15 protein-coding genes are annotated in these 19969 nt (G+C 56.9%); 3 read left to right on the top strand and 12 right to left on the bottom strand.

The window, feature by feature from the left end; genetic code table 11:
- Positions 1 to 67: 67 nt before the first annotated feature.
- Positions 68 to 3556: a hypothetical protein gene (locus tag Q4D85_RS09835; RefSeq protein ID WP_303200084.1), complete on the top strand. Its 3489-nt coding sequence runs from the start codon at positions 68 to 70 to the stop codon at positions 3554 to 3556.
- A gap of 79 nt (positions 3557 to 3635) precedes the next feature.
- On the opposite strand, the gene Q4D85_RS09830 is transcribed toward Q4D85_RS09835, so the two are convergent.
- Genes Q4D85_RS09830 through Q4D85_RS09820 form a run of 3 tightly spaced genes read right to left on the bottom strand, consistent with a single transcriptional unit; the run spans position 3636 to position 8854 of the window.
- Positions 3636 to 3827, bottom strand: a complete 192-nt coding sequence (locus tag Q4D85_RS09830; RefSeq protein ID WP_303200082.1) for a hypothetical protein — start codon at positions 3825 to 3827, stop codon at positions 3636 to 3638.
- Positions 3828 to 3839: 12 nt separating this feature from the next.
- A complete protein-coding gene (locus Q4D85_RS09825) occupies positions 3840 to 6497 on the bottom strand; it encodes a hypothetical protein (protein WP_303200080.1) in 2658 nt (885 codons plus the stop codon).
- Positions 6494 to 8854: a hypothetical protein gene (locus Q4D85_RS09820; RefSeq protein ID WP_303200078.1), complete on the bottom strand. Its 2361-nt coding sequence runs from the start codon at positions 8852 to 8854 to the stop codon at positions 6494 to 6496. The genes Q4D85_RS09825 and Q4D85_RS09820 overlap by 4 nt, the downstream gene beginning before the upstream one ends.
- A gap of 178 nt (positions 8855 to 9032) precedes the next feature.
- On the opposite strand from Q4D85_RS09820, the gene Q4D85_RS09815 reads away from it, so the two are divergent.
- Entirely contained in the window at positions 9033 to 9437 is a 405-nt protein-coding gene (locus tag Q4D85_RS09815; RefSeq protein ID WP_303200076.1) for a hypothetical protein, read from the top strand.
- 83 nt (positions 9438 to 9520) lie between these two features.
- On the opposite strand, the gene Q4D85_RS09810 is transcribed toward Q4D85_RS09815, so the two are convergent.
- Positions 9521 to 9679, bottom strand: coding sequence for a hypothetical protein (locus tag Q4D85_RS09810; protein ID WP_303200075.1), 159 nt, complete (start codon positions 9677 to 9679; stop codon positions 9521 to 9523).
- A gap of 27 nt (positions 9680 to 9706) precedes the next feature.
- Between Q4D85_RS09810 and Q4D85_RS09805 the strand changes: the two genes are divergently transcribed.
- Complete coding sequence (locus tag Q4D85_RS09805) at positions 9707 to 10396, top strand: DUF4241 domain-containing protein (RefSeq protein ID WP_303200074.1); 690 nt, start codon at positions 9707 to 9709, stop codon at positions 10394 to 10396.
- A gap of 168 nt (positions 10397 to 10564) precedes the next feature.
- On the opposite strand, the gene Q4D85_RS09800 is transcribed toward Q4D85_RS09805, so the two are convergent.
- The 8 genes from Q4D85_RS09800 to Q4D85_RS09765 all read right to left on the bottom strand — a co-directional run bounded on the left by Q4D85_RS09800 (position 10565) and on the right by Q4D85_RS09765 (position 19802).
- Entirely contained in the window at positions 10565 to 11722 is a 1158-nt protein-coding gene (locus Q4D85_RS09800; protein ID WP_303200073.1) for a hypothetical protein, read from the bottom strand.
- A gap of 310 nt (positions 11723 to 12032) precedes the next feature.
- On the bottom strand, positions 12033 to 12773 hold the full coding sequence (locus tag Q4D85_RS09795; RefSeq protein WP_303200070.1) for a DUF6138 family protein: 741 nt from the start codon (positions 12771 to 12773) through the stop codon (positions 12033 to 12035).
- Positions 12774 to 12775: 2 nt separating this feature from the next.
- A complete protein-coding gene (locus Q4D85_RS09790; RefSeq protein ID WP_303200068.1) occupies positions 12776 to 14419 on the bottom strand; it encodes a hypothetical protein in 1644 nt (547 codons plus the stop codon).
- Positions 14420 to 14527: 108 nt separating this feature from the next.
- Entirely contained in the window at positions 14528 to 14767 is a 240-nt protein-coding gene (locus tag Q4D85_RS09785) for a hypothetical protein (protein ID WP_303200067.1), read from the bottom strand.
- A gap of 369 nt (positions 14768 to 15136) precedes the next feature.
- Positions 15137 to 16054, bottom strand: coding sequence for a DUF6493 family protein (locus Q4D85_RS09780; RefSeq protein ID WP_303200064.1), 918 nt, complete (start codon positions 16052 to 16054; stop codon positions 15137 to 15139).
- On the bottom strand, positions 16015 to 16539 hold the full coding sequence (locus Q4D85_RS09775) for a hypothetical protein (RefSeq protein WP_303200061.1): 525 nt from the start codon (positions 16537 to 16539) through the stop codon (positions 16015 to 16017). The genes Q4D85_RS09780 and Q4D85_RS09775 overlap by 40 nt, the downstream gene beginning before the upstream one ends.
- Before the next feature lie 61 nt (positions 16540 to 16600).
- Positions 16601 to 18823: a hypothetical protein gene (locus Q4D85_RS09770; protein ID WP_303200059.1), complete on the bottom strand. Its 2223-nt coding sequence runs from the start codon at positions 18821 to 18823 to the stop codon at positions 16601 to 16603.
- Between the two features lie 7 nt (positions 18824 to 18830).
- Positions 18831 to 19802, bottom strand: a complete 972-nt coding sequence (locus Q4D85_RS09765) for a hypothetical protein (RefSeq protein ID WP_303200058.1) — start codon at positions 19800 to 19802, stop codon at positions 18831 to 18833.
- Positions 19803 to 19969: the final 167 nt, after the last annotated feature.

Below are 19969 nucleotides of genomic sequence, written 5' to 3'. Positions count from 1 at the left end.
CGAGTCTTTCGGCTTATAGTGGGCTGGTAGAACGATTTCTTACACAACGAAAGGGCACGCTACATTCATGAGCGAGTTGGAACACCCCATCAAAGACGTAACCGATTCCTTGTTAGGGTGGGCCACCCAATGCGAACTGGAGTTGTCGCAAAAACTCAGCCTTAAGACCGTCACCGTTGTTGCACATGTGTATCTGTCCAGCGACGAGCTAGAAAAAATTGAGAAACTCTATGGAATTTTCTTATCTCGCCAGGTAGCCGCCGGTGGCGACCTCGCCGCCCTTGTGGGCTTAAGCCCAGCAACCTTCATCACCACTGTGGTGGGGCGGGCCACCAAGCTGGTGGACCCGGAAACCTTTACCGCCGAGTACCTAGGCGGGTTGCGGTTAAACCCCGAGTACGCAACCCAGATCGATGTGCTTCTGACGGAAAAACTAGGGGAATACCTTGAGATGATGGGGCTGGCCGATTTTGGCTCAAGCCACGGCGTCGACCCAGTTACCAGCCTGTGTTGGCATGCCGGAATAATTAACACCGAGGTGCCTACGCTTCTGGAGACCCTGGATAACACTCTAGGTGCGGTTGAGAGCGAAGAAATCGATGTCGAGACGACGGAATTGCCGGAGTACTTTGCCGGTTTCTACGCCGCGTCAACGGTGGCGAAACAATACCTCGATGCGGTTGTAGCCCTACGGAATTTCACCATCAGCCACCCGCATAGCTGGTTCGATCGCAGCCGGGGACATATCGAGCCGAAACTACCCGCCGCTCTTAACGAAGCAGTGGTGGCGGAACTGCGGGAACGCCCAGTCGGAACCGAAGATCGGGAGTCCGCCGTGGGCGTGGCTAACCGAGAGATGCGCCCGCGTCTCATTCTCGACTCCACCCGTAAGAAAGTGTGCCTGCGCCTGCCCGAGCAACGCGTGCCCGCTCGCGGGGAAATCACGTGGCGGGTGAGCCTCGAAGGCTCGACCACCGTGTATCGCACCGGCCGCGCCTGGGGCGATGTTACTGGGTTTTCCGAGCCCCTAGATATCACCCTGCCTAAAGCGGTGCGGGAAGTCACCGTGGAGGACTTGGCCAACGGCATCACCTGGAACGTGCCGGTGGTCAATACACATGATCCGCTCTTGCTTTTTAACAAGCGGGGCGGTTCGGTCACCGACAAAAAGTCACTGCACCACAAGCGGCTTCGGGCGCTGGTACCAGCAGAAAACCGACTCGTGGACGTGGTACACGGCACCGAGATTACGCCGGAGTCGTCGTTTAGCATCGATGGTTGGGACGGCTGGGTGTGTCACAATCTTTCGCTCACCGATATTGACTCGCTGATCGCCCTGGAACCTGGGGCGCAACCCGACCTGAATCTGCTGCGGGTGGTTGACCCCCGCCAGCGCGTGATGTTCAGAACCCCCGATGACGCCATCGCGCATGTGAGCACCACCGGCGGCCTGAAGGTTCATTCCCAGTCGTTGTTGGCGGAATTCCCGCCGACCCCGTCGGGCCGCACCGAAATGTGGCACCTGTCCATTTCCTCATTCGCCGGGGTGGGCACCGCGGGCGAAGAGATCACGCAACCGGAGCCGCTGGAAGTACCCGCCGAGGGCGGCATTTTCGAGGTGTTCGACCCGGAGCTTTACGACGCCCCCTGGGTGGGCGAATACCTCGTGCGGATGCGGGGGCCACGCAATGAATCCTTCCGCCACGAATTCGCCATCGTTGAGGGGATGCGCACCGCCACCACCTACGCTGGGCTGTGTGGTTCCTTCCGAATCCCGGCAAGCGGCGGGCTTAGCGAATCCACCCTCATCGTCAAACCCAGCGACAAGCCTTTTACCGTCGAGCCGAAGCACGCCGTTGTTAAATCCCACGAACCCGGTGCGGATTTCGTGGTGTCCACCGAAGAAGGCGACTTGCTGCCACTTCGGTTCAACCCACCCCGGCTTAATTTCGAATTCCCGCTTCTTACCGAACCCGCCATGTGGCGGGCCAGCCGAATGACCATTCACCCACGCATGGTGGATATAAGCGGCGTTGTGCGGGTACGCGGTGCAGGGGTTTTGGGCGATCCGAAAATCTCCGTGCGTAACCACCACGGCCAGCCGGTGAAAACCACCAAACTCACCACCCTTGATGGTGGTTTGACCTACATCGCCCCGATGAAAAACATCGTCTCGACCACAACCATCCTCCCCAAGGGCCGGGTGGATTTGGAGTGGACCGACCCCGCCACCGATAAACGAATCTCCGTCGCCCTTGCCGATGTGGAAACCACCGAACCGGCGACCATCACGCTTGAGGGCGACCGGATTGTCGTCAAGCAAGAGCACGCAGAGAGTACTACTAATCTCGGCGTGTGGGTCTGGCCGGAAACCGCACCGTGGCAGCCCGCCGACACCTTCGCCATCACGGACAATGCCGTGACCCTACCTGCGGAATACGTCAATGCAGGTAACCTCATCGTGCAATTACACACCCGTGACCCCTTCACTGTGCTGCGCACCCCGGTGGCCCCCGGCCCGGAAGCCACAGTCGTTGAGCAGCCAGGATTCTTCGGCACCAACGACGGCGGCTTAGGCTCCTTGTCTGCCTTCATGTCCGGCGAATCGGATGAGGTTCCCACCGACGACGCCGTCATGCCGGTGCTGTGGGATATGTTGGCTTCCGGCGGGCAACGCCAAGAAGCAATCAACGCGGTGCGCACCGTCTTTAACGCAAATCCCAACGCGGCGCTGCGCGGATTGTCCCAATCTTTGGTCGACTCGCACCAACAACCGGGCCGATTCATCGAAACCGGTTTGGTGCGGTGCCGGTTTAGCACACCGGACGAAACTGACGAGAACCAGGAAGCCAATTACCACCTTGCCGCCTGGATCGGCAGCCTGGAACTGCTCGGCGAGCTCAGCGACCTCTACGGCACCGAAGGCTACGCCAAAGAGGATAAAGCACAGGTCAAAGAGCTTCTGGGGCAGATTTCAGCACTGGCTGGTACGAACCTCATCGACACACTCAAAACCGCCCGGGACACCACCTTGGATACCGCCTGCATTGATAAATCCACTGTCATGGTCGCTGGCATGGACCCGGCCCAGCAACGGTTCTTGCTCAATCAGGTCTTCGGTGAGCACATCGTCCCTGGTGCCGTCATGGACGATTCCACCCGGCTACTCGCGGTCTTTGAATCATTCAATTCCCGCGACAAGCTGCGGGAATTGCTCAGTTCCGAAACGCTGATTTCCTCCGCAGTCACCTTGCTGCGGACGCTGCGCAGCTCCAATAAGGCACTGTATGCCCTTGCCCGCATCCGCTTCGACAAGCTCGATGGGGTGGACACCGACTCGAAGGAAAACATTTGGTCGCTAGCGCCAGTTGTTTCCCTCGTCTTAGCACTCGCGTCACGGATGTCTGCGCATGGGCTCATCACCTCGAATAAGACCCTCGATGCCGCCACCCCTGCCTGGGCACGACTAGCCGATATTGTTCCCGACCTGGTTACTTCCGACATCGTTGCTGCCGACGCCATCGTCCTGGCACTGACGAAGCCCGGTATTGCCTAGCTAAGAACTACACGCCATTTTTCGTAGTGGTCCACAATCTGTTGGTAACCGCTACGAAGTGCTGGTTCAGCGGAAGCTATCAACTGCGCTGGGTCTGCTTCGATGGTGGGGCCGAAAATAAACCGTCTTGATGGATAAAGGTGCACAGCGCGGCAATGCTGTCCTCGGTGACCCGCACGGTGATCAGCGCCTTATCAACATCGGCTGTCACCGTGACAGACTTAAAACAAAAATCTATGGTTGCGGGAATTTCATACGGTTTATCAGACATGGTGGTATGCGGTCATGATTCAACGGGCAGGAGCGATAATAGACGCTGCGCCTTGGTTCGGGTAGCAGTTTTCCGAGGGGCGGCAGCCAATTTTGCCACAGCGTCCCATTCGGTGGTTGGGATGATCGACCGGATGGTCGCGGTGGCAAGAAGCGGAGCATTGTCGATGGCACAATCTAAAACTCGGGAGGTCCAGCGGGGCGGAGTTGATTCGCTGGCAGCAAATTTTAGCGATTCGGTAATCATCGGCCACAACGTGGGCATCAAACTGGGGTCGTGCTCAAGCACATATAAGGCACGGCCGGGTGAAAAATCAGGGCAAGGTAATAACACACGCATGGCATTAGCTAAGGCAGCAGCACCAAACCGCCCGGCTTTGATTGCGCTTTCAATAGCATGGCGGGCAAGCCACACATCATGATTGTCGGAAAGAGATGCCACCAAAATCGTCGTAAAGCTATCCGGCATCGGTAAGGATTCCTCGGTCGTTATTCCGCGTACCGCGGCAGCGTCGATCACCGACATCGCGCCGTCCTTCCACCATAACCAGGCATATTCTGGTTCACCTTCTTTGCCTGTCGAAACAACCACGGGGTTGGAAAGCTCAGGTTTAAATAGCGCAATGCCAGGTGAGAAGAACAACGGTGATGAGTGACCCGGCACGTCCAATGTGCAGGTAATGGTGTTTGCCGTGGTTGTAGTTGTGCTCACGCGAACCCCGTCCGGTAACGCGGGTTGCTCCCCGGCGCCTCGTGGCCACAGAACCGAAAACTCCGATTCGGGCATAAGCGGATCAGATAGAGGTGACGGAGCATCAGCGTTTTGTGGTGGGAGTGCGGCGAGGATTTTCCGCGCTGCACTGACAGCCTGCGATGTGCCTGGTCTACGGGCGATAGCGGCAACACCCGGCAGCTGAATCACTGCGGGTGATGCCGCGCCCGTCTGGACTGCGTCGATAACGTGTGGCAAGAACTGGGCAACGGCCCTGACCACATCGGCGGTGCCAGTGGGCAGGCGGGGTGAGGTTGCTGCGGCAGCGAGCATGGCGTCGAAAAGCGGCCACACGATGGACAGCATGTCGGCGGTTTCCGCCAGGTTCGTCAGCGCAGTAACAAGGGAGCCAATATGGTGAAAGCCGACGTGGGAGCCCGCGAAATCGGCGACCCCTGGCAACAAAAGGCCACGTTGCCAAGCCAACTGCAGTGCGGCAGCGCAGTCCGCGGTGACTTTCGGCTTACTGCGTCGTTGACTATCGAACAACGCCATCGCCGTGTGCGGGCCGATAGCGGGAACGGAAACCGCCACACCAAGCGCCTTAAGCCCAAGGTCAGGTGATGCATCTGCCACCCACTGCAATCTTCTGGCTATTTGTTGATCTGATAGGTGCGGAAGCGCACGTAAAAACTCGGTGACGGCAGGATCCAATGCGGTCACTGACTGGCAGGTCAATGACAGTATCGCCGATTCCAACTTCTCGACGTCGCCAGGTTCGACGGAAATCCCGGAATACTGCGACGAAACCGGGGTAGGCTGCCACAGACAGTCAGGTGGCAAATCCGGGGCAGGGGAGACACACCACCGGGAAAGAAGCTCAGCAGCAAGCGTTGCCTCGGTAGTGTGCGTTTGGGTCGCGAGCTCACCAAGCCGGGCGGATAAAGCGTCGATAAGCTGCGGCGATGGTGAGATATCGAGCAATGCTTGTAAAACGAGCGTCCGAGATTTCTTCGTCTTCGCGTATAACCCCGCAAGCGCAAGCTCTGGTAGCGCCGGGGTAGCGTCGACGAGTGGATAAAGCGGCACTACTAACTTCTCAATAACAGCCGCCTCACCAGTCTGAGCGCAGGCGGAAATCGGCTGGAGGTATGCGCCAAGCTCGGAAGGGCTCACACGTAGCTGCGCGATGAGAACATCGACCCACACTTTGCGGTCAGCGGGACGGTTCGCGCAGTCAAAGGCTAAGAAAACATAATCAATAGCTTTTTCGCGGGTAATAGCACCGAGCCGAACTGCCGCCGGGATCACCACAGCAAACGGGCCGGTTGCCGGAACCCCAACCTCAACACACATAGTAAGATGCTCAACTAACCGAGCAGTCACGATGTCACGGCTTGGATACACATGATGAGGGAAGAACTCCGCACCGGGAACCTTAATCCCCGCCAAGCGAAACGCCGCAATAGCCGCCCAGTCTTTGCAATATTCCAGCGAGTGCGGAACCGCTATTCCCAACTGAGCAACGAGCGCGACCGTAGCTGAGCCAAAAGTGGAAACTGCATGTTCCCACCGGCGGAAGTCCTTGCGTGAAACCTCGGATATAAAATTGGCGGCAAACTTCTCACCCCGCTGGGAGACCACTGCGGCCAGGATCGCCGTGTCGCATGGTATAAGGATCTGCGCAGCGCGCCGGGCGGAAACCCCGCACCGAATCGCAAATAGCGCCAGCATCGCTTCATTGACGTCGGCAATAAATTCCGAGAACACCGCCCCGGACGGTTTTTCTACGAGCTGGTGCCAATCGCCAGACCCCAGGCCGGACACCACCGCTTTTTGTTGGGTGGGACTACCGATTGGTAGATGCGCCGCTTGCGATATTTCCGCTTCTGCCCAGCCGAGTTCGGTGAAAATAGCCACTGAGTCATAGAACTGCGGATTGATATTCATCTGGTTCATCCCTCCACTATGCTGAGAATCCGTCGTGCTGCCACCACTGATGTTGCCTTACCTTGTCGGTTCGCAACTGCCCGAAGCCCCGGCAATGTCAATACCTCCCGCGGTGCGTGTCCCGCTGCGACTGCCGCGATCACGCTGGGCAGGAATTTCTCCATCGCCTCAAGGGTCTGTTCAGTTCCTCGGATCAACCGTGATTGCTGGGCGGAATAGGAAAGGATCTGGTCAAAGACCAGCCACGTTACCGGTAGCAGGCCGAGTGGTGAAAGCTCCACCAACGCAGCCACGAAACTTGGCACATTGCTGGGCTTTTCCGCCCAATCGAGGCGAGTGAAGTCTGCCGCGCCGGGGCGAAGTAAACCGCGTTGCCATGCGTGAAGTGCTGCGGTGACGCACTGTTCGGTGATTTCTGGCGTGGTTGCGCGGCACACAGCCAGCAGATTGATCGCCACTTGTGGGGTAAACGGCTTTTCTGACCGTGCCACTTGCAGCGCGTGGTGGCCCACACTCCGATCGGTGGTTTTCTCCCACAGCAATTGATACCCGTTCACGGTCTGGTTGGTTGGAAACGTAGTGTGATCTGCATCAACGATCCAGCTGTAGGACTCAAGTTCCAATAATTCACTCACCGGTTCCATGAATGATTGATCGTCGTCGTGGAAAAATCTTTTATGTCTAGGGTTGTGTTTTGGTAATGATTCCACTGGCTTTGCGGTAAAGGCTGTGAACACCTCCGCGACGGTTGCCCGCAACGGCATTCCATGTTTTGGTTTAATCCGCACCGTGGGGTCCATGGTCACTGACGAGGCGTTTTCGGCGTCGCGCAACCGGCACAACGCCAGCACGAGATCAGGAAGCAAGACCGGCACCTGTGCCTTGGCGTAGTCGTGGACGCGTTGGGCGAAATCGGCGACGGTGATCGAAAGGTCGACGTAGCTTGGGGTGCTCAAGATGCATGGTATCTGGTGGTAGCAGGCCAGCAACGCATTGATGCGGGCGTCGTGCAACGAGTATTCCTCATCGAAATCCTTCCACTGGAACCGAAGTATGTCACACCGTCGTAAAGCCGCGCGGGTTGCCGCAAGATCGGTATGGGCGAGTCGGATAAGTGCGACAAAGAACCGTTCGGTTTCTACGTCGGCGGTCCAGAAATCCCTGCTCGCAAGCACCACGAGCTTGTCGACGTCCACATCGTCGCAATCAAACGCCGGAAGCTGCCACACGGGTGGGGTTTCCGGCCACCCCACGATCACCGGTTCCACCTTAGGCTCAGGCTCTACCTGGTTGCCCCACGAATCAAGAAGATCGGCGGCCACTTTATGTGATGCGTCCTGGGCAAGCTCGGATAGCCGGGGCTGGAGGGCATCGATCACAGCCGCGCTAGGAACCGGTCGATCGGCAAGCGCACGAATGACACGGTGGAGCGTCTTTTTCGCGGTGGCATACAGGGCGGCGAGTGCAAGGTCAGGCAACGCCATGTCGTCGACAAGCGAAAGCAGCGGTATGCCGAAAGACTCCACCACAATAGTTTCGCCGGTGGCAACCAGTGGCACGATTTCGGCCACCCGTCTAAGCATCTCATCGGGCTCATAGCGAAGTTCCGACACAATAATCTGCGCCCATTTTTTGCGTTCGCTGGGGCGAATCGCAGTACCAAGGCCAGAAAACGCCAAATCCACAGCCGATTCACGGTCGAGCCTACCCACCCGGATAGCAGAGGTGAATACCGTACCGAACGGCCCAGTAATCGCCACACCAGCGGCTATAGCCTGGCGGACGTGCTCTAAAAACCGGGGAAGAAGTGTGCTTTTCGGCGGAAATACATGATGGGAGGCGGCTTCCTCGAAATTCACCCGAAACATTTGCCGTGCAGCAACAATCGACCAATCGGTTAGATATTCCACGTCCTGAGGCACCGGTAAGTGAGCATCGTGAACGAGGAAAACCAATGCTGTGCCAAACGTACTTAGGCCCTTTGTCCACAGCCGGCGGCGCGTTTTACCGCAGCAAGCAATGAAATCCTGAGCAAAATCGGCGCCGCGTTCGGCAACCACAGCTGCGATAACGGCGGTGTCAACGTTTTCTAAAACCTCCGCAGCACGCGCCGGGGTCACCCCGCAGCGAACCGCAAATAATGCCAGGAGCTTTTCTTTGACACCGGTACATCCCTCATCCCAGTACGCATACCCGTCGGTTTTCGGCTGATACCTCTGCCCTGATTGCAACCCAGCTACAGCACGCGCGCGTTGTGCACTACTACCTAGCGGAAGGGAAAGAACATCGCTAACATCAGCGCCGTCCCAGCCGAGCTCACGAAAGATCGCAACCGCGTCAGATAACTGTGGATTGAGCTTCACCATCTGCCATTCCATATCGCCACAAAAAGATCGTGTTGTACGTGAATTAACCTAGCTGGGCACCCTGACATGACCTTGCACCGATCCACTCATGTGGGGGTAGGAATGTCCCCATTCAGTACCGTTGGATAACGCACCGAAATCGTAATTGCGTAAGCAGGAAACACAAGGAGAACATCACGTGGGGTACTTTGCTGGCTGGGAACTTATTGACGGTGAGTGGAACCTTTCCGGCCCGGGCATTGGGCCAGAAGGCGATTGGATGTTTAGCATCGCCGATACATTCTTATTCTTAATTCAAATAGCACCCGAAGAGGGAAAAGCTGCGACGTATTTCTTCGGTACTAACCCCGTCTTGGTCTATGATCTGACCCTGCGGAAGTTCCAGTACATGACCTGGAAGAGTTCGTCGATTTCTTTAGCGTCAGGTATCCGGAGCGGGAGGAAGCAATTAAAGAATTCGTCGAAACCTACGCGAGTTTGCCCACCGACACCGAAGAAAAGTACCAATCACCACAAGAAGCTGACCCCGAATTGGGCGTTACTTGGTGTGCTGCGCTTGGAATCACTCCACCGGAAGCGCTGACCTAACAGCACCTTTCATTTTGGTTGTAGCTGGTGGGGTTGAATACCCAGATAATTGGTAGGGAATCGAAGCAGCTTCGGAGATTAGTCTCGCCATTGAGCTTTGCTGAAATCGTACAAGCGTATGCCGTTACGTGGGGTGCTTGATGTCACGGTCCGCATGTATGCGGGAACGTTTCCGCGCTTACCTGCATCGCTATCGATCATGAGGAACATTTGTGGGATAAAAACGTCAGTGGACATGCGCTGGTGGGTTTTATAATTTCCGGTATGGAAGCGCAAGATTTTTACCCGCTTTGCAGCGTGGGGCCAGATTACCACCATGAGTCTGATAGTCCGTGGCAATTGCGTGTGGCTGATGTGGGCACGATTACGATTAGTTCAGGAAAAATCGAAGCGTGCGATCCGTTTTTCACCCTTTCCGAAGATTACGTATTTCCGTTTCCCAACGGTACTTTTCCGGTGAAGGTCACGGTGGCTGATGCCTCTGAAAAACAAGATTGGTCGCATGAACGGGAAGCATATTTAAGCATCATTGTGCGTGACGAACCCGCCGTAGCCTACCGGCTCGCTCGGCCGGTCGGTGTTGGTGAAGCTGATCCTTTGCCCGCCGACGGGTTTTGGGGAGTTGGGGTTGATTCCGCCACGGTCGGTCTTGTGGATGCTGATGCCGCCCAAATATGCGTAGAGCAGGACAAAGCGCAGGACTTTATCTGGCCGGATGATGATAAGGCTGTGGGGTGGTGGGATTTCATCGACGATTCTGATCATTATGAAGTAGCAATGGCGAACATTCCCATCCCAGGGTGTGCTGATGGTGCGAGCATTGTTATCAGCCACTCTGGTTGGGGTGATGGGCACTACCCAGTCGTTTATTCCTATAACGCCGCCGATGAGTTGGTTGCCTGCCATGTTGATTTCAAGGTTGTTGGAAACTACCAGTACGACGAAGAAGAATAGGGACGCGGTTGGTATTAAGGCTCAAAACCGCCAAGAAGTATTGTATCGATTTGGGCAAGGTGGGGAGTGCTTCGTGACGATCTGGACAACCGTCCCAGAATTAAATTGTGGACAATTTAAAAATTGATGTAGCGCGGATTTTGCTTTTCGACGCCGCAACAGTCGTCGTCAAGCATTCTCGTCCAGAATTTTTCGGGCTAGTTTTTTCGCCTGCGACCGATTTGGGCGCTTCGCCAACGCTTCAATCCCATGCGACGGTGCAACGCCCCAAAACGCCGACATGTTTTTAACGACATTGATTGTTCCCATCGGCATCTTGCGGTGAGCGGTGGCGGCTGTCGCAACGATCTGATCCCACACTGGCCACACCACGGACAACAATCCTTCCTCCGCAAGCATTAACAACCGCTGATCCCACCAGGTTAAGGAATCAAGATTGCTGGTCCAATGAATCATCGCCCAATCAAGCTCGCCGGGAATAAGGAGTCCACGCTCCCAAGCGTCGTGCACGGCCTTATCCACCGGCCCTGGCACATTATCGAAACATAATTCCGCCAGTAGATTAATCGCCATCGCCGCAGGCAACGGTGTTTTTCGACGTGCCAGCTGGGTGAAGTGCAGTCCCTTCTCGTGCTCATTGAAATCTCGAAAATGATCGTGATTCATCGCGGCTGCACCAAAATGCGGAAACGATCCGATACTTAGCAAACCTTCCGGTTCTGGAGGGGAAGCTACCCGCCACGCTTCATAAGGGATGGACGTCCACTCCAACTCCGGTTCAATAATTGGATCATTAATGTACTCGATTGCCCGGATAGCCGCCTCAGAATCAATGCCAGCCAACTCATCGGTTACCGCAGCGACATCAATGCCAGCGACATCAATCCGGCACAGAGCAAGCACTAGATCCGTTTCCAGTGCGTCCAATCCCAATTCACTATAGCGGCGCAATCTGGAAACAAGATCAGAGGCGGAAATACTCACATCAACAAACGACGGTTCCGATAGCAGAAACGGCACTTCACCTAGGTGATCGAGCACCCCGCGAACGTGGGTAGAAAAGAAATCCTCCGTCTGAGCACTCCACATGGTCTCCGGTAGGAAAATCCGATCCAGCGAACCCCGCTCAACCAACCTTGCTAAAAGCTGGTCGGTTTCCACGCACGGCACTACTTTCTCGCACGGTCCGAGTATCTCCAGCAACGCGAAGATTTCCGCTTCGGTTGCCTTGCCACGCTGAAACTGCGGCAGCTCCCACAGCGGCGGGGTGGGTAACCAGTAGTCGTGCGGGTTGTGAATGTAGCCAGGGGTTCTAATGTTCGTCATACGAGGTTATTCATAAATTCGGGTGGCAGATAGAATATCTGCCAATTAACGGTTTCCTCATTACAGTATTCGCCTGTGTCCACGTTGTGGTAATGGACATCGCGGCTGCCGCTCACTTTTTGCCATCGGCGTTAAACTCGCGCAGTGGTGGTTTTGAAGTGGCCGCGGCAGGTGGCGGCTAGGAGGACGTCTGCGTGGTGGATAAGCACTTATTGAAGCAGTATTGGCAAGATTCTGTGCCGTGCTCAGCGTGTAAAGCCCGTAGGTGAGTTCCGTTTCGCACATGGTTTCTTAGCGTAGTGGTGACAAGCTACTGGTCGTGGCGTTTTCCTTCTTGGTAATGGGCGATGATTATTTTCAGGGAGGGGTGAAGGTGTGGCGGCGCTTTGTTGATTAGGGTGTTGGGGTTGTCGCGGATCGTGTCGCCGAAGAGGAAACGTAAACCCCGTGAGGTGATAAACGACAACTCGCCGGGGTGCTCGCCGATGAGTGTGACTAGATCGTGAAGGCTTGATGGGTTTATCAGAAGTTGGGGCCACCGTGGGTCGTGGATGTGGTTGATCTGCAGTAATGCGGTGAAGAAATACAGGTAGGTGCGCCGTGTGAACCCAAATTTCTGAATGTAGGCGCGAATAAAATACTCCTGATCCACTTGCGGGTTGGCGGGCCCTTCGCCGAAACTCAAACAGAGGTAATCCAGCACTAGCTGCTCGTAGTCCGCGCCTTCCATGGCGAGGGCATACACGGCGAATCCGCCGGGCATCATGGGGTGGCCGCCGGGGATGTTGGTGTAGGTGGCGTGCTCACTGATCACTGTTTCTGCGTAGTGAGCGATGAGGGGGTGTAGCTGCCGGTAGCGTGCCGCGCAGGCGAAGAGTTGATTTGCGCCTATGCGCCACAGGTGCGGGATGGGGAGGAAATAGGTGGTGGGTCCGGTGAATTCGATGGCGAAATTGTCCGGCTTGTCCACGGCGATGAGCTGTTCCAAGGCGCTTTGGTACGCTTCGGGCGTTTCGGCATCCACTGTGACGTGCACCGTTGCACTTTTCATGCTTATCGACGCTCACTTTCTGTCCCAAGATAAAACTCACGCAGTTGCCTCGCTTTGTCCCTGGCGGTGGTGGCTTTTGGTGTGGACGCCAACTGGGCCAGCCCACCCCATTCGGTTGGGTTGATGTGGCCGCGATAGGTGGCGGCCAGGAGGACGTCGGCGTGGTGGATCAGTACGTCGAGGAGTTTATTTACCCACGGTTGCATGCTGTGGTTGAGGGGTTCGGTAATCAAAGGATAGAGGACGGGAAGCAGTGGTGAGTGTTCTTTGACAATGGGGGCGAAGGCACTGGGGTTACACTGTGGGCTGGTCATCAGCCCACGGATTGCGATCCGGGTGTCGGTGGCGGTGGCGCCACTGGTTGTGATGAGGTTGCGGAATTCCCAGCGGGCGTCTTTGGCGGTGCGAGGATTCATGCACCAGCCCAGCATCACCGCGATCAGGATGGGGGTGGGGTAGGAGATCCCACCAAGTTCGTGGTTGTGTGCAACTTGTTTGGCCCAGTATGGGGTGGGGGTGTGGGTTTTCTCCTCGTGGTGGGGGTCGATCACTGTGAAGCTGAAGTCTTGTTCAAGGCGGAAAGTATAACCGGAGTTTGTGGGAATATCATTCGCCGGTTTCGCGGGGGTTGGCCACTTGAGGGCGAAAAGCTCGTCGTCAAGAACGGGAATGTCGAGCACAGGCACAGGTTTTTTCGGTGCGGTGTGCTTCTTTTCGGGGTGCAGTTCTGCTTCCAATTCGGCTACCGGCTCGGCGAGTTCGGCAGGGACGCCACGGTGCTTGAGCTTTGCTAACACTTTTCGCTTGGCCTTCGCGGTTTTCGCGTAGAGTGCGGCAACTGCGAGGGGAATAAGTTCCTCATCTGACACAATCGGGATCAGCGGCACAGCGAAGGCTTCGACGAGTACACCGTCACCGGTGGCCAAAACCTGCTCAAGCTGCGGCAAGTAGGCTCGCATTTCCTCACCTGTGACCGCAAATTCCTCAACAAGAATTTTTGTCCACGCCCGCCTTTCCGTGGCCTTCCTCGTGGTGCTCAGCCCACCAAACGCGCCGGTGACCGCCTCGTCGCGGGTGAGAAGCCCCTTTCGTGCTCCGAATGTGAGTGCTCCTCCGAAAAATTGTGTGCTGTGGGCAAGAGCCACACCAAGGTGACTTAAAAAGCGGTCGGTTGCCTTCTCATAGCTGTTCACCCACGCCTCCGCATACCAGCGGTTTTCCGGCAACGGCAGCTGGAACCGCTCCACCAACCCCAACACCACGAGGGGATCTTTCACACGGCGCTTCGTTGCCGCCGCGACGAACCGAAGGGCAAAATCCTCACCCCTACCAGCAAGAACATCCACCGCCACCCCAGGTTCCCCCGAAGAAAGAACCGCACAGGCACGATGGGGTGAAACCCCCAACCGGATGGCGAACAATCCCAACATGAACTCATGGCCACCCACATGCGAAACCCACCCGAAGGAACCATCCGGGTACGAGCCAAATTCTCCAAAGTCGCCCGTGCGCAATCCAACAAGGGCACGCCGCTGCTGCTCCGCTGAACCCAGTGGCAAATCAACCGCGTGTTCAGGGGAGGCATCAGCCCAGCCCAGCTCGCGGAAAATTTCGAGGGCGTCGTGGAGGCGGGGGTTAGCGGTCACATCTCTAGATATTAATAAACAGGTCTAACATGGCACCCAATCGTGTCCATGCTCACCAGCGGATTCATCATCCCCGACAGAACCAGGCAGAGGTGCGGGAATAGACCATCACTCGTAGATACGGGCCGCCTCCAAAATATCGACCAACATTTGCCACGTCAGAGTTTCTTCCCCTAAGCATTCTGGTTTGCCCATGTTCTGGTAGTAACCGTCCATATCTTCAATCCAGGATTGCATGGCCTCAAGAAAATTTTCCAACGTAGTGTTCTCAAAATCATAGGATTGAAATTCCGCCCGGAAATTTTCAAGAAAGCGCACAAACTCGCTGCGGGAGTGAATATCTTCCACGAAAGCTCCTCTCAATAAGAAAAGCGATGGTTATGTTTCGTTCCAGCTTTCCACAATCACCAACCACGTTGCAGCATTCTCACTGATTCACTTCTATGTGACTTTTCCCTAAACCCCAGTTGAGAGGGCAACTCGACCAATTTGCTTCGCACCAACGGATTCTTTCGTTCCGGGAAGCCAAAAGTCGAGTTGAGCATTGTGAGGTGAAGAAACGAGGGATAAATTTTGTATGTGTGCAGCTAAAAACCCCACGCGCCTGCTCGTGGGGGTTGCTATGTAGATGGGAAAAGCAGCTTTTTCTTGAAGTCAACGTGAGCAGTGGCGGGAATTATCAGAAGCCACAAGGCCCCCTCATCACGAATCGCGCCGTTACTTTCGGCCTTGTTCCACACACCTGCGTACATCCGCCAAGGCGTCCGCCACTTCCGGAAAGCGCTGGGAAAGTTCAGCCAGAAGCTTGATCACAAACCCCGCCATTCCCTTTTGCGCCAGCCGGTAACACAAGGTGATGACGTGGGGCAGGGCGGGGGTGTGGAAAAGCGCGGCGTCAATGTTGTCTTCCCGCACGAGCCCCCGCCGCCACGCCACTTCGATCGTTTCCTGGTTCTTACTCGACTGGAACAGGGCTGCAAGTGCTGGGGCGGGAAGCGGGCTACCAGCACACGCCACGGCCTCCAATCCTTCCGGGTCGTGCAGGAAGCGGCTAAACGCACTGTCGGCAAATTGGGGGAATGCGCGGTGATCGTAGCTGTTTCCCGCCCACCGGTCCGGCAGCACCGACAGTGAGTTGGGATACTCCACGTCCTTCCCGTAATGCCCGCGGGTTCCGGGGTCGCGAAACGGGTCGTGTGCGTAGGCGGCGGCGAGCTGGCCCGCATCCACACCAGGATCTGGGTAAAGCGGCACACGCACACCCGCCACCTGACGTGCGAACTGGTCGGCGTCGTCGATGCGTAACCTGCCCAGCGCCAGCACGAAATCCGGTTCCAGGATCGGCTGTCCAGCCTGTGCATACGCATGGAGGCGAGCGATGAACACATCCGCAGCGATACTAAAGTCCGCGTGGCTGGGCGTGGAGAACAAAAACTCTTGCCCTAAGTCCGCACAGGCTGCCAGCGGGTCTACCCACGGTGCTACTTCCACGCGGTGGACGGACAATCGCGCCGGGATGTGTTGCCCGAGCGCGGGTGGTTGCCACACCGGTGGCGGTGGGTGGATTTCGCAGGTGGGTGTGGCGGCGGGGCGTCCTAGTAGGGCGGCGGCGAGCTGCGCGATCTGACTATCCACGCTTGTGCACAACTCTTCCAGTGCAGCTTCAAGCTTTTCGACGCCGGTCGCAGCGCCCCCAAGCACCCGCAACGTTTCCCGAACGCGGTGACCACCGCACTGTCACAGGACACGAACAGGTGCGCGTTGCGGATCAGTTCCTCATCTGTGAGGGGTAGTTCACTGAGCATAGATTCGACATGCCACGTGGTTGTTGCCACCGCTATGGCCTGGTCGCGGGTGATGTAGTCGTGCTCAAGGCCTAGGGAAATCTCGTCACTCAGGTCGATTTTTAGGATTCGCGCAGCCGCCATGAGGTGGTCGTAGAACCGCCGTGCCACCTCCTCCGTGTGAGTAACCGCGCGGATGGTGTAGTACCATGCGCGCAGGTACGTGGGGTTATCGAGGTAGTTCAGCTGGTGCTCGTGCACCAGCTCTACTACCTTCTGGTAGTTAGAGCGGTTGCGGGTGGTGAGCGTGGTGTCGATGAACTCTTCTACGTGCATGAGGTAAACACCTCGCGGGCGCGTTTGGGGGCGTCGAAAAGCACTACTGGAATTAGGTTCGTCAAAGTTTCTCCACCAGTTCCCGAGCTTTAACCACAGATTCCGATTTCCCCGATTTTGCGGCGAACGCACGTAAACCTGGGCAGTCCCGCTGTGACGCGGGAACACAGTGACAATACTCACCCATGGCGCGCACCACGTCGACGATTCCGCTGGGGAGACGTTTCTGGGCCACCGCGTAAACCAGCAGTGCGTCCCACAGTGGCCACACCACGCTCAGCAGCCCTTGTTCGGCTAACTCGCAGGTTGTGCCCACTAAATCCGCAATGTGGGTCACGACTGGCTGCCAGTCGAGGTACTCAAGGTCGACGCGCCCTGGGATGAGTAGCCCGCGTTGCCACGCAACAACGGCGGCGGTGGTATCGGGGACGCTGAGCAGGTTGGTTGCCGCGGCCTGGCTTAGCGGCTCTGCACGATTGGTTGCGCGCACAGCACTCTGGGGTACGAGCCCCCGACCCACGTCGAGGAGGACGGAGTCGCCGAACGTGGGGAAACTTCCGGCGTCAAGGGAAATGTTGTGGGTTGCGAAATCCTTAGGGTAAAGCCCTGGTACTGACGTGAGGGATTCCGGTAGCGCCACAACCTCATGGCGGTAGCGTGGGTGTACGCCGTTATGGAGGTAGATCCCACGATCGAGCACTGGGTCATCGAGGTATCCACGCAGAACATCACCTGCGGTGGCGTCGATCCGCGTCCCGTCGACGTGCTCGAGTGGGAGGGGAAACTCCGGCACGGTGGTGAAATTGTCTGTGATGCGCAGCCGGTATAAGGCGAGCAGGAAATCCGCGATCATGATCGCCGCCCCCGACTCCAGGTAGCGGGCGAGGCGGGCGCATAGATCCGGCAAGCTGATGCTAAGGTCGGCGAAACTGGGTTCGGAAAGCATCCACGGTATTTTTCCGAGCACCGCCATCACACAGTGGATTCGGTCCAGTGTGTGGCGTTCGTCCACGGTGATTTCCTGCCCGTGCGCCCACTTGTGCAGCAGCCCGTTGAAAATATGTTCGTCAGCCCTGCTTATTGCTTGCCGTGCGGCGGCGGGGTTGTTGGCGGCAAGTTCGACAAGCCCCGCGAGGAATCGTTCGGCGTGTTCATCGACGAATGTTTCCCAACGGCTGCGGTCGATGCTGATGCGCGGCAGCTCCGCCACCAGCGCAGCCACGGTGGCGGGTGGGCGGTCGAAGCGGGGCATGTGCCACACAGGTGGGGTGTCGCGCCACAGGTCGGCGGGTGGTTTTTCTTCAACGAGCGGTGGTGGGGTCAATGCTGCGGCTTTCTTCGCCACTTTCGCGCTTGTCGACGCCGCCAACTCCGCCACCCGCGTTAGCAGCGTGGTGTCTAGTTCCCGTCCTTCGATAAGGCTCAAGGTTTTCAGTTGTGCTTGGGCTGTTTTGGCGTAGAGGCAGGCGAGGGCTGTTTCTATAAATTCTTGCCCTTCTAGGTGGGCAAGTAGCGGTAAACCAAGGAGTTCGATGGGGGTGGCGTCCCCTGTGCTGAGGGCGCCAAGGATGGTTCCTTTGTGGTGGATAAGTTCGGCGTCGGTGATGGCCAGTTCTTTGGCTAGGAAGGTTGCCCACTGGTTTCGGTCGCTGGGGCGTGCGGATAGCCGCAGCCCGTAAAGGCCCAGCTCGAGGGCTTGGTCGCGGGTGATAATTTGTGTGCTGTAGGCGTGGGAGACGAGATCAGCGATCGCCCGGGTGGCGAGCCCCAGTGTGGCGTGGGCGTGTTCGAAGAATCTGGTGTGCGCCAGTTCGGGGTGTTCGCGGACCTGTGCGACCCACAGGTGTAAGTAGCGCAGATCATCGGTGCAGTCTACTTCGAGGCCAACTTTCACTATGGTGTGGGCGATGTTGAAGCGGTCGTCTTGCATCCGTGCGGCGCGTTTGACCAAGGTGGTGGCGAATTCTTCGCCCCGCGAGAGGATGACGGCGACGTTTGTGTCGGTGTGTTCACCGCGCAGGAGTTCGAGGGTGCGGGGGATGGACACTCCGAGTCGGATGGCGAAGTAGGTGAGCATTGTTTCGTGCCCCTCCACATAACTGATCCAGTGGTAGCGGGGGTTTTCTTTGGTGCGCCCGCCGCGCCCCCAATCACCAGAGCGTAACCCGGCAAGCGCTTGTTTTTGTTGCTCAGGGGTGCCCAAGGGCAGGGTAAGCGCGTCGGTGACTGGTGCTTCGTGCCAGCCGAGGCTTGTGAAAATGGCGAGTGATTCTGCAAGCTTCATGTTTGTCCTATCTATAGATGTAGAAGCTATCATCTCGACCTAACACGGCCTCTAGCTGCTGTTTCAGGGGTGAGGATTCGAATCGTTCTAAGAATTCCGACATGGTTTCTTCCTGTGGGGTCTCACCGCGGTGGCGAACCGTCAGTGTGAAGTCTTGGGGAAAATCGGTGCCGCTGAGAAGCCGGATGAGGAAGGTGAGAATTTCGCCAGTGGGTTCACGCAGGTCAATGGTGATCCGGCCATTTTCCGCGTGTGCTGTCACGCTTTCGGTTTCAAGGTGGGTGAGATCAGCGGGGATGGGGATTCCGCTGTATCGTTTGATCGCGCCGGGGTCGAGTTCATCGCAGGCGCAGACGAGGTCGAAGATGCGTTGCGAAAGTCGCGCGGCGTCGGGGTGGTCGCTGTGCGCGACGGTGTGGGCGAACTCGCTGAGAAACCATAACTGTTCCTCATCGGGGTTCATGTCGCCGCGTTTCAGGTGATAAGTGGCCCCAGAGTCGGCGAGGTCGTAGTACGGGTAGAGAACGTTGTTTTCAATCCACGTCAGGTTGTCGCTCATCTGCTGCGACCAGGTGACAAGCGGTGGTTCGGCAACGCCTAGTTCTTTCGCAAGATGGCGAAATGCATGTGTGCGTGACACCACCTGTGTGCATTCCTGCGCGTATGCAGCGCCACGGGAGTGTATGGCTGCGAGGGTGAGTGCGGTGTCGGGGGTGGTGAATCGAAAATCCCGCATACGCTCTGGGCTGATTCCTAGCCGGATCGCAAACGGCAGCAACTTGGGAAGAAAGCGCCAGCTGTCGAAGAAGCCTGGCAGAATCCACCGATGAAAACCTGTTGCGTCGCGGTCGAAGTAGGCGATGTCGCCGCTGAGAAGGCCTTCGCGTGCCGCCGCGTTTTGGGCTGGTGACCCTAGCTTTCCTTCGAGTTTTCGGAATACTTTCAACGCTTCGGGTAGAGCTGGGTTAAGGCGTTGCATAGTGATTAGCGTAATGCTTTTTTGCAAACGTTGCAGATGGAATTCCATTGCAATCATGTTCGAGTGGGATTGTTGGGGGTAAAACGCGGGTGAATGGGGATTTGGGGTATTAAATATAATCGAACATGTATTTTATAATGGTGGTACCGCATTCATGTTAGATAACC

Source organism: Corynebacterium sp. (assembly GCF_030532965.1).
Taxonomy (GTDB): Bacteria; Actinomycetota; Actinomycetes; order Mycobacteriales; family Mycobacteriaceae; genus Corynebacterium.
This window is presented reverse-complemented; position numbering and strand designations above follow the sequence as displayed.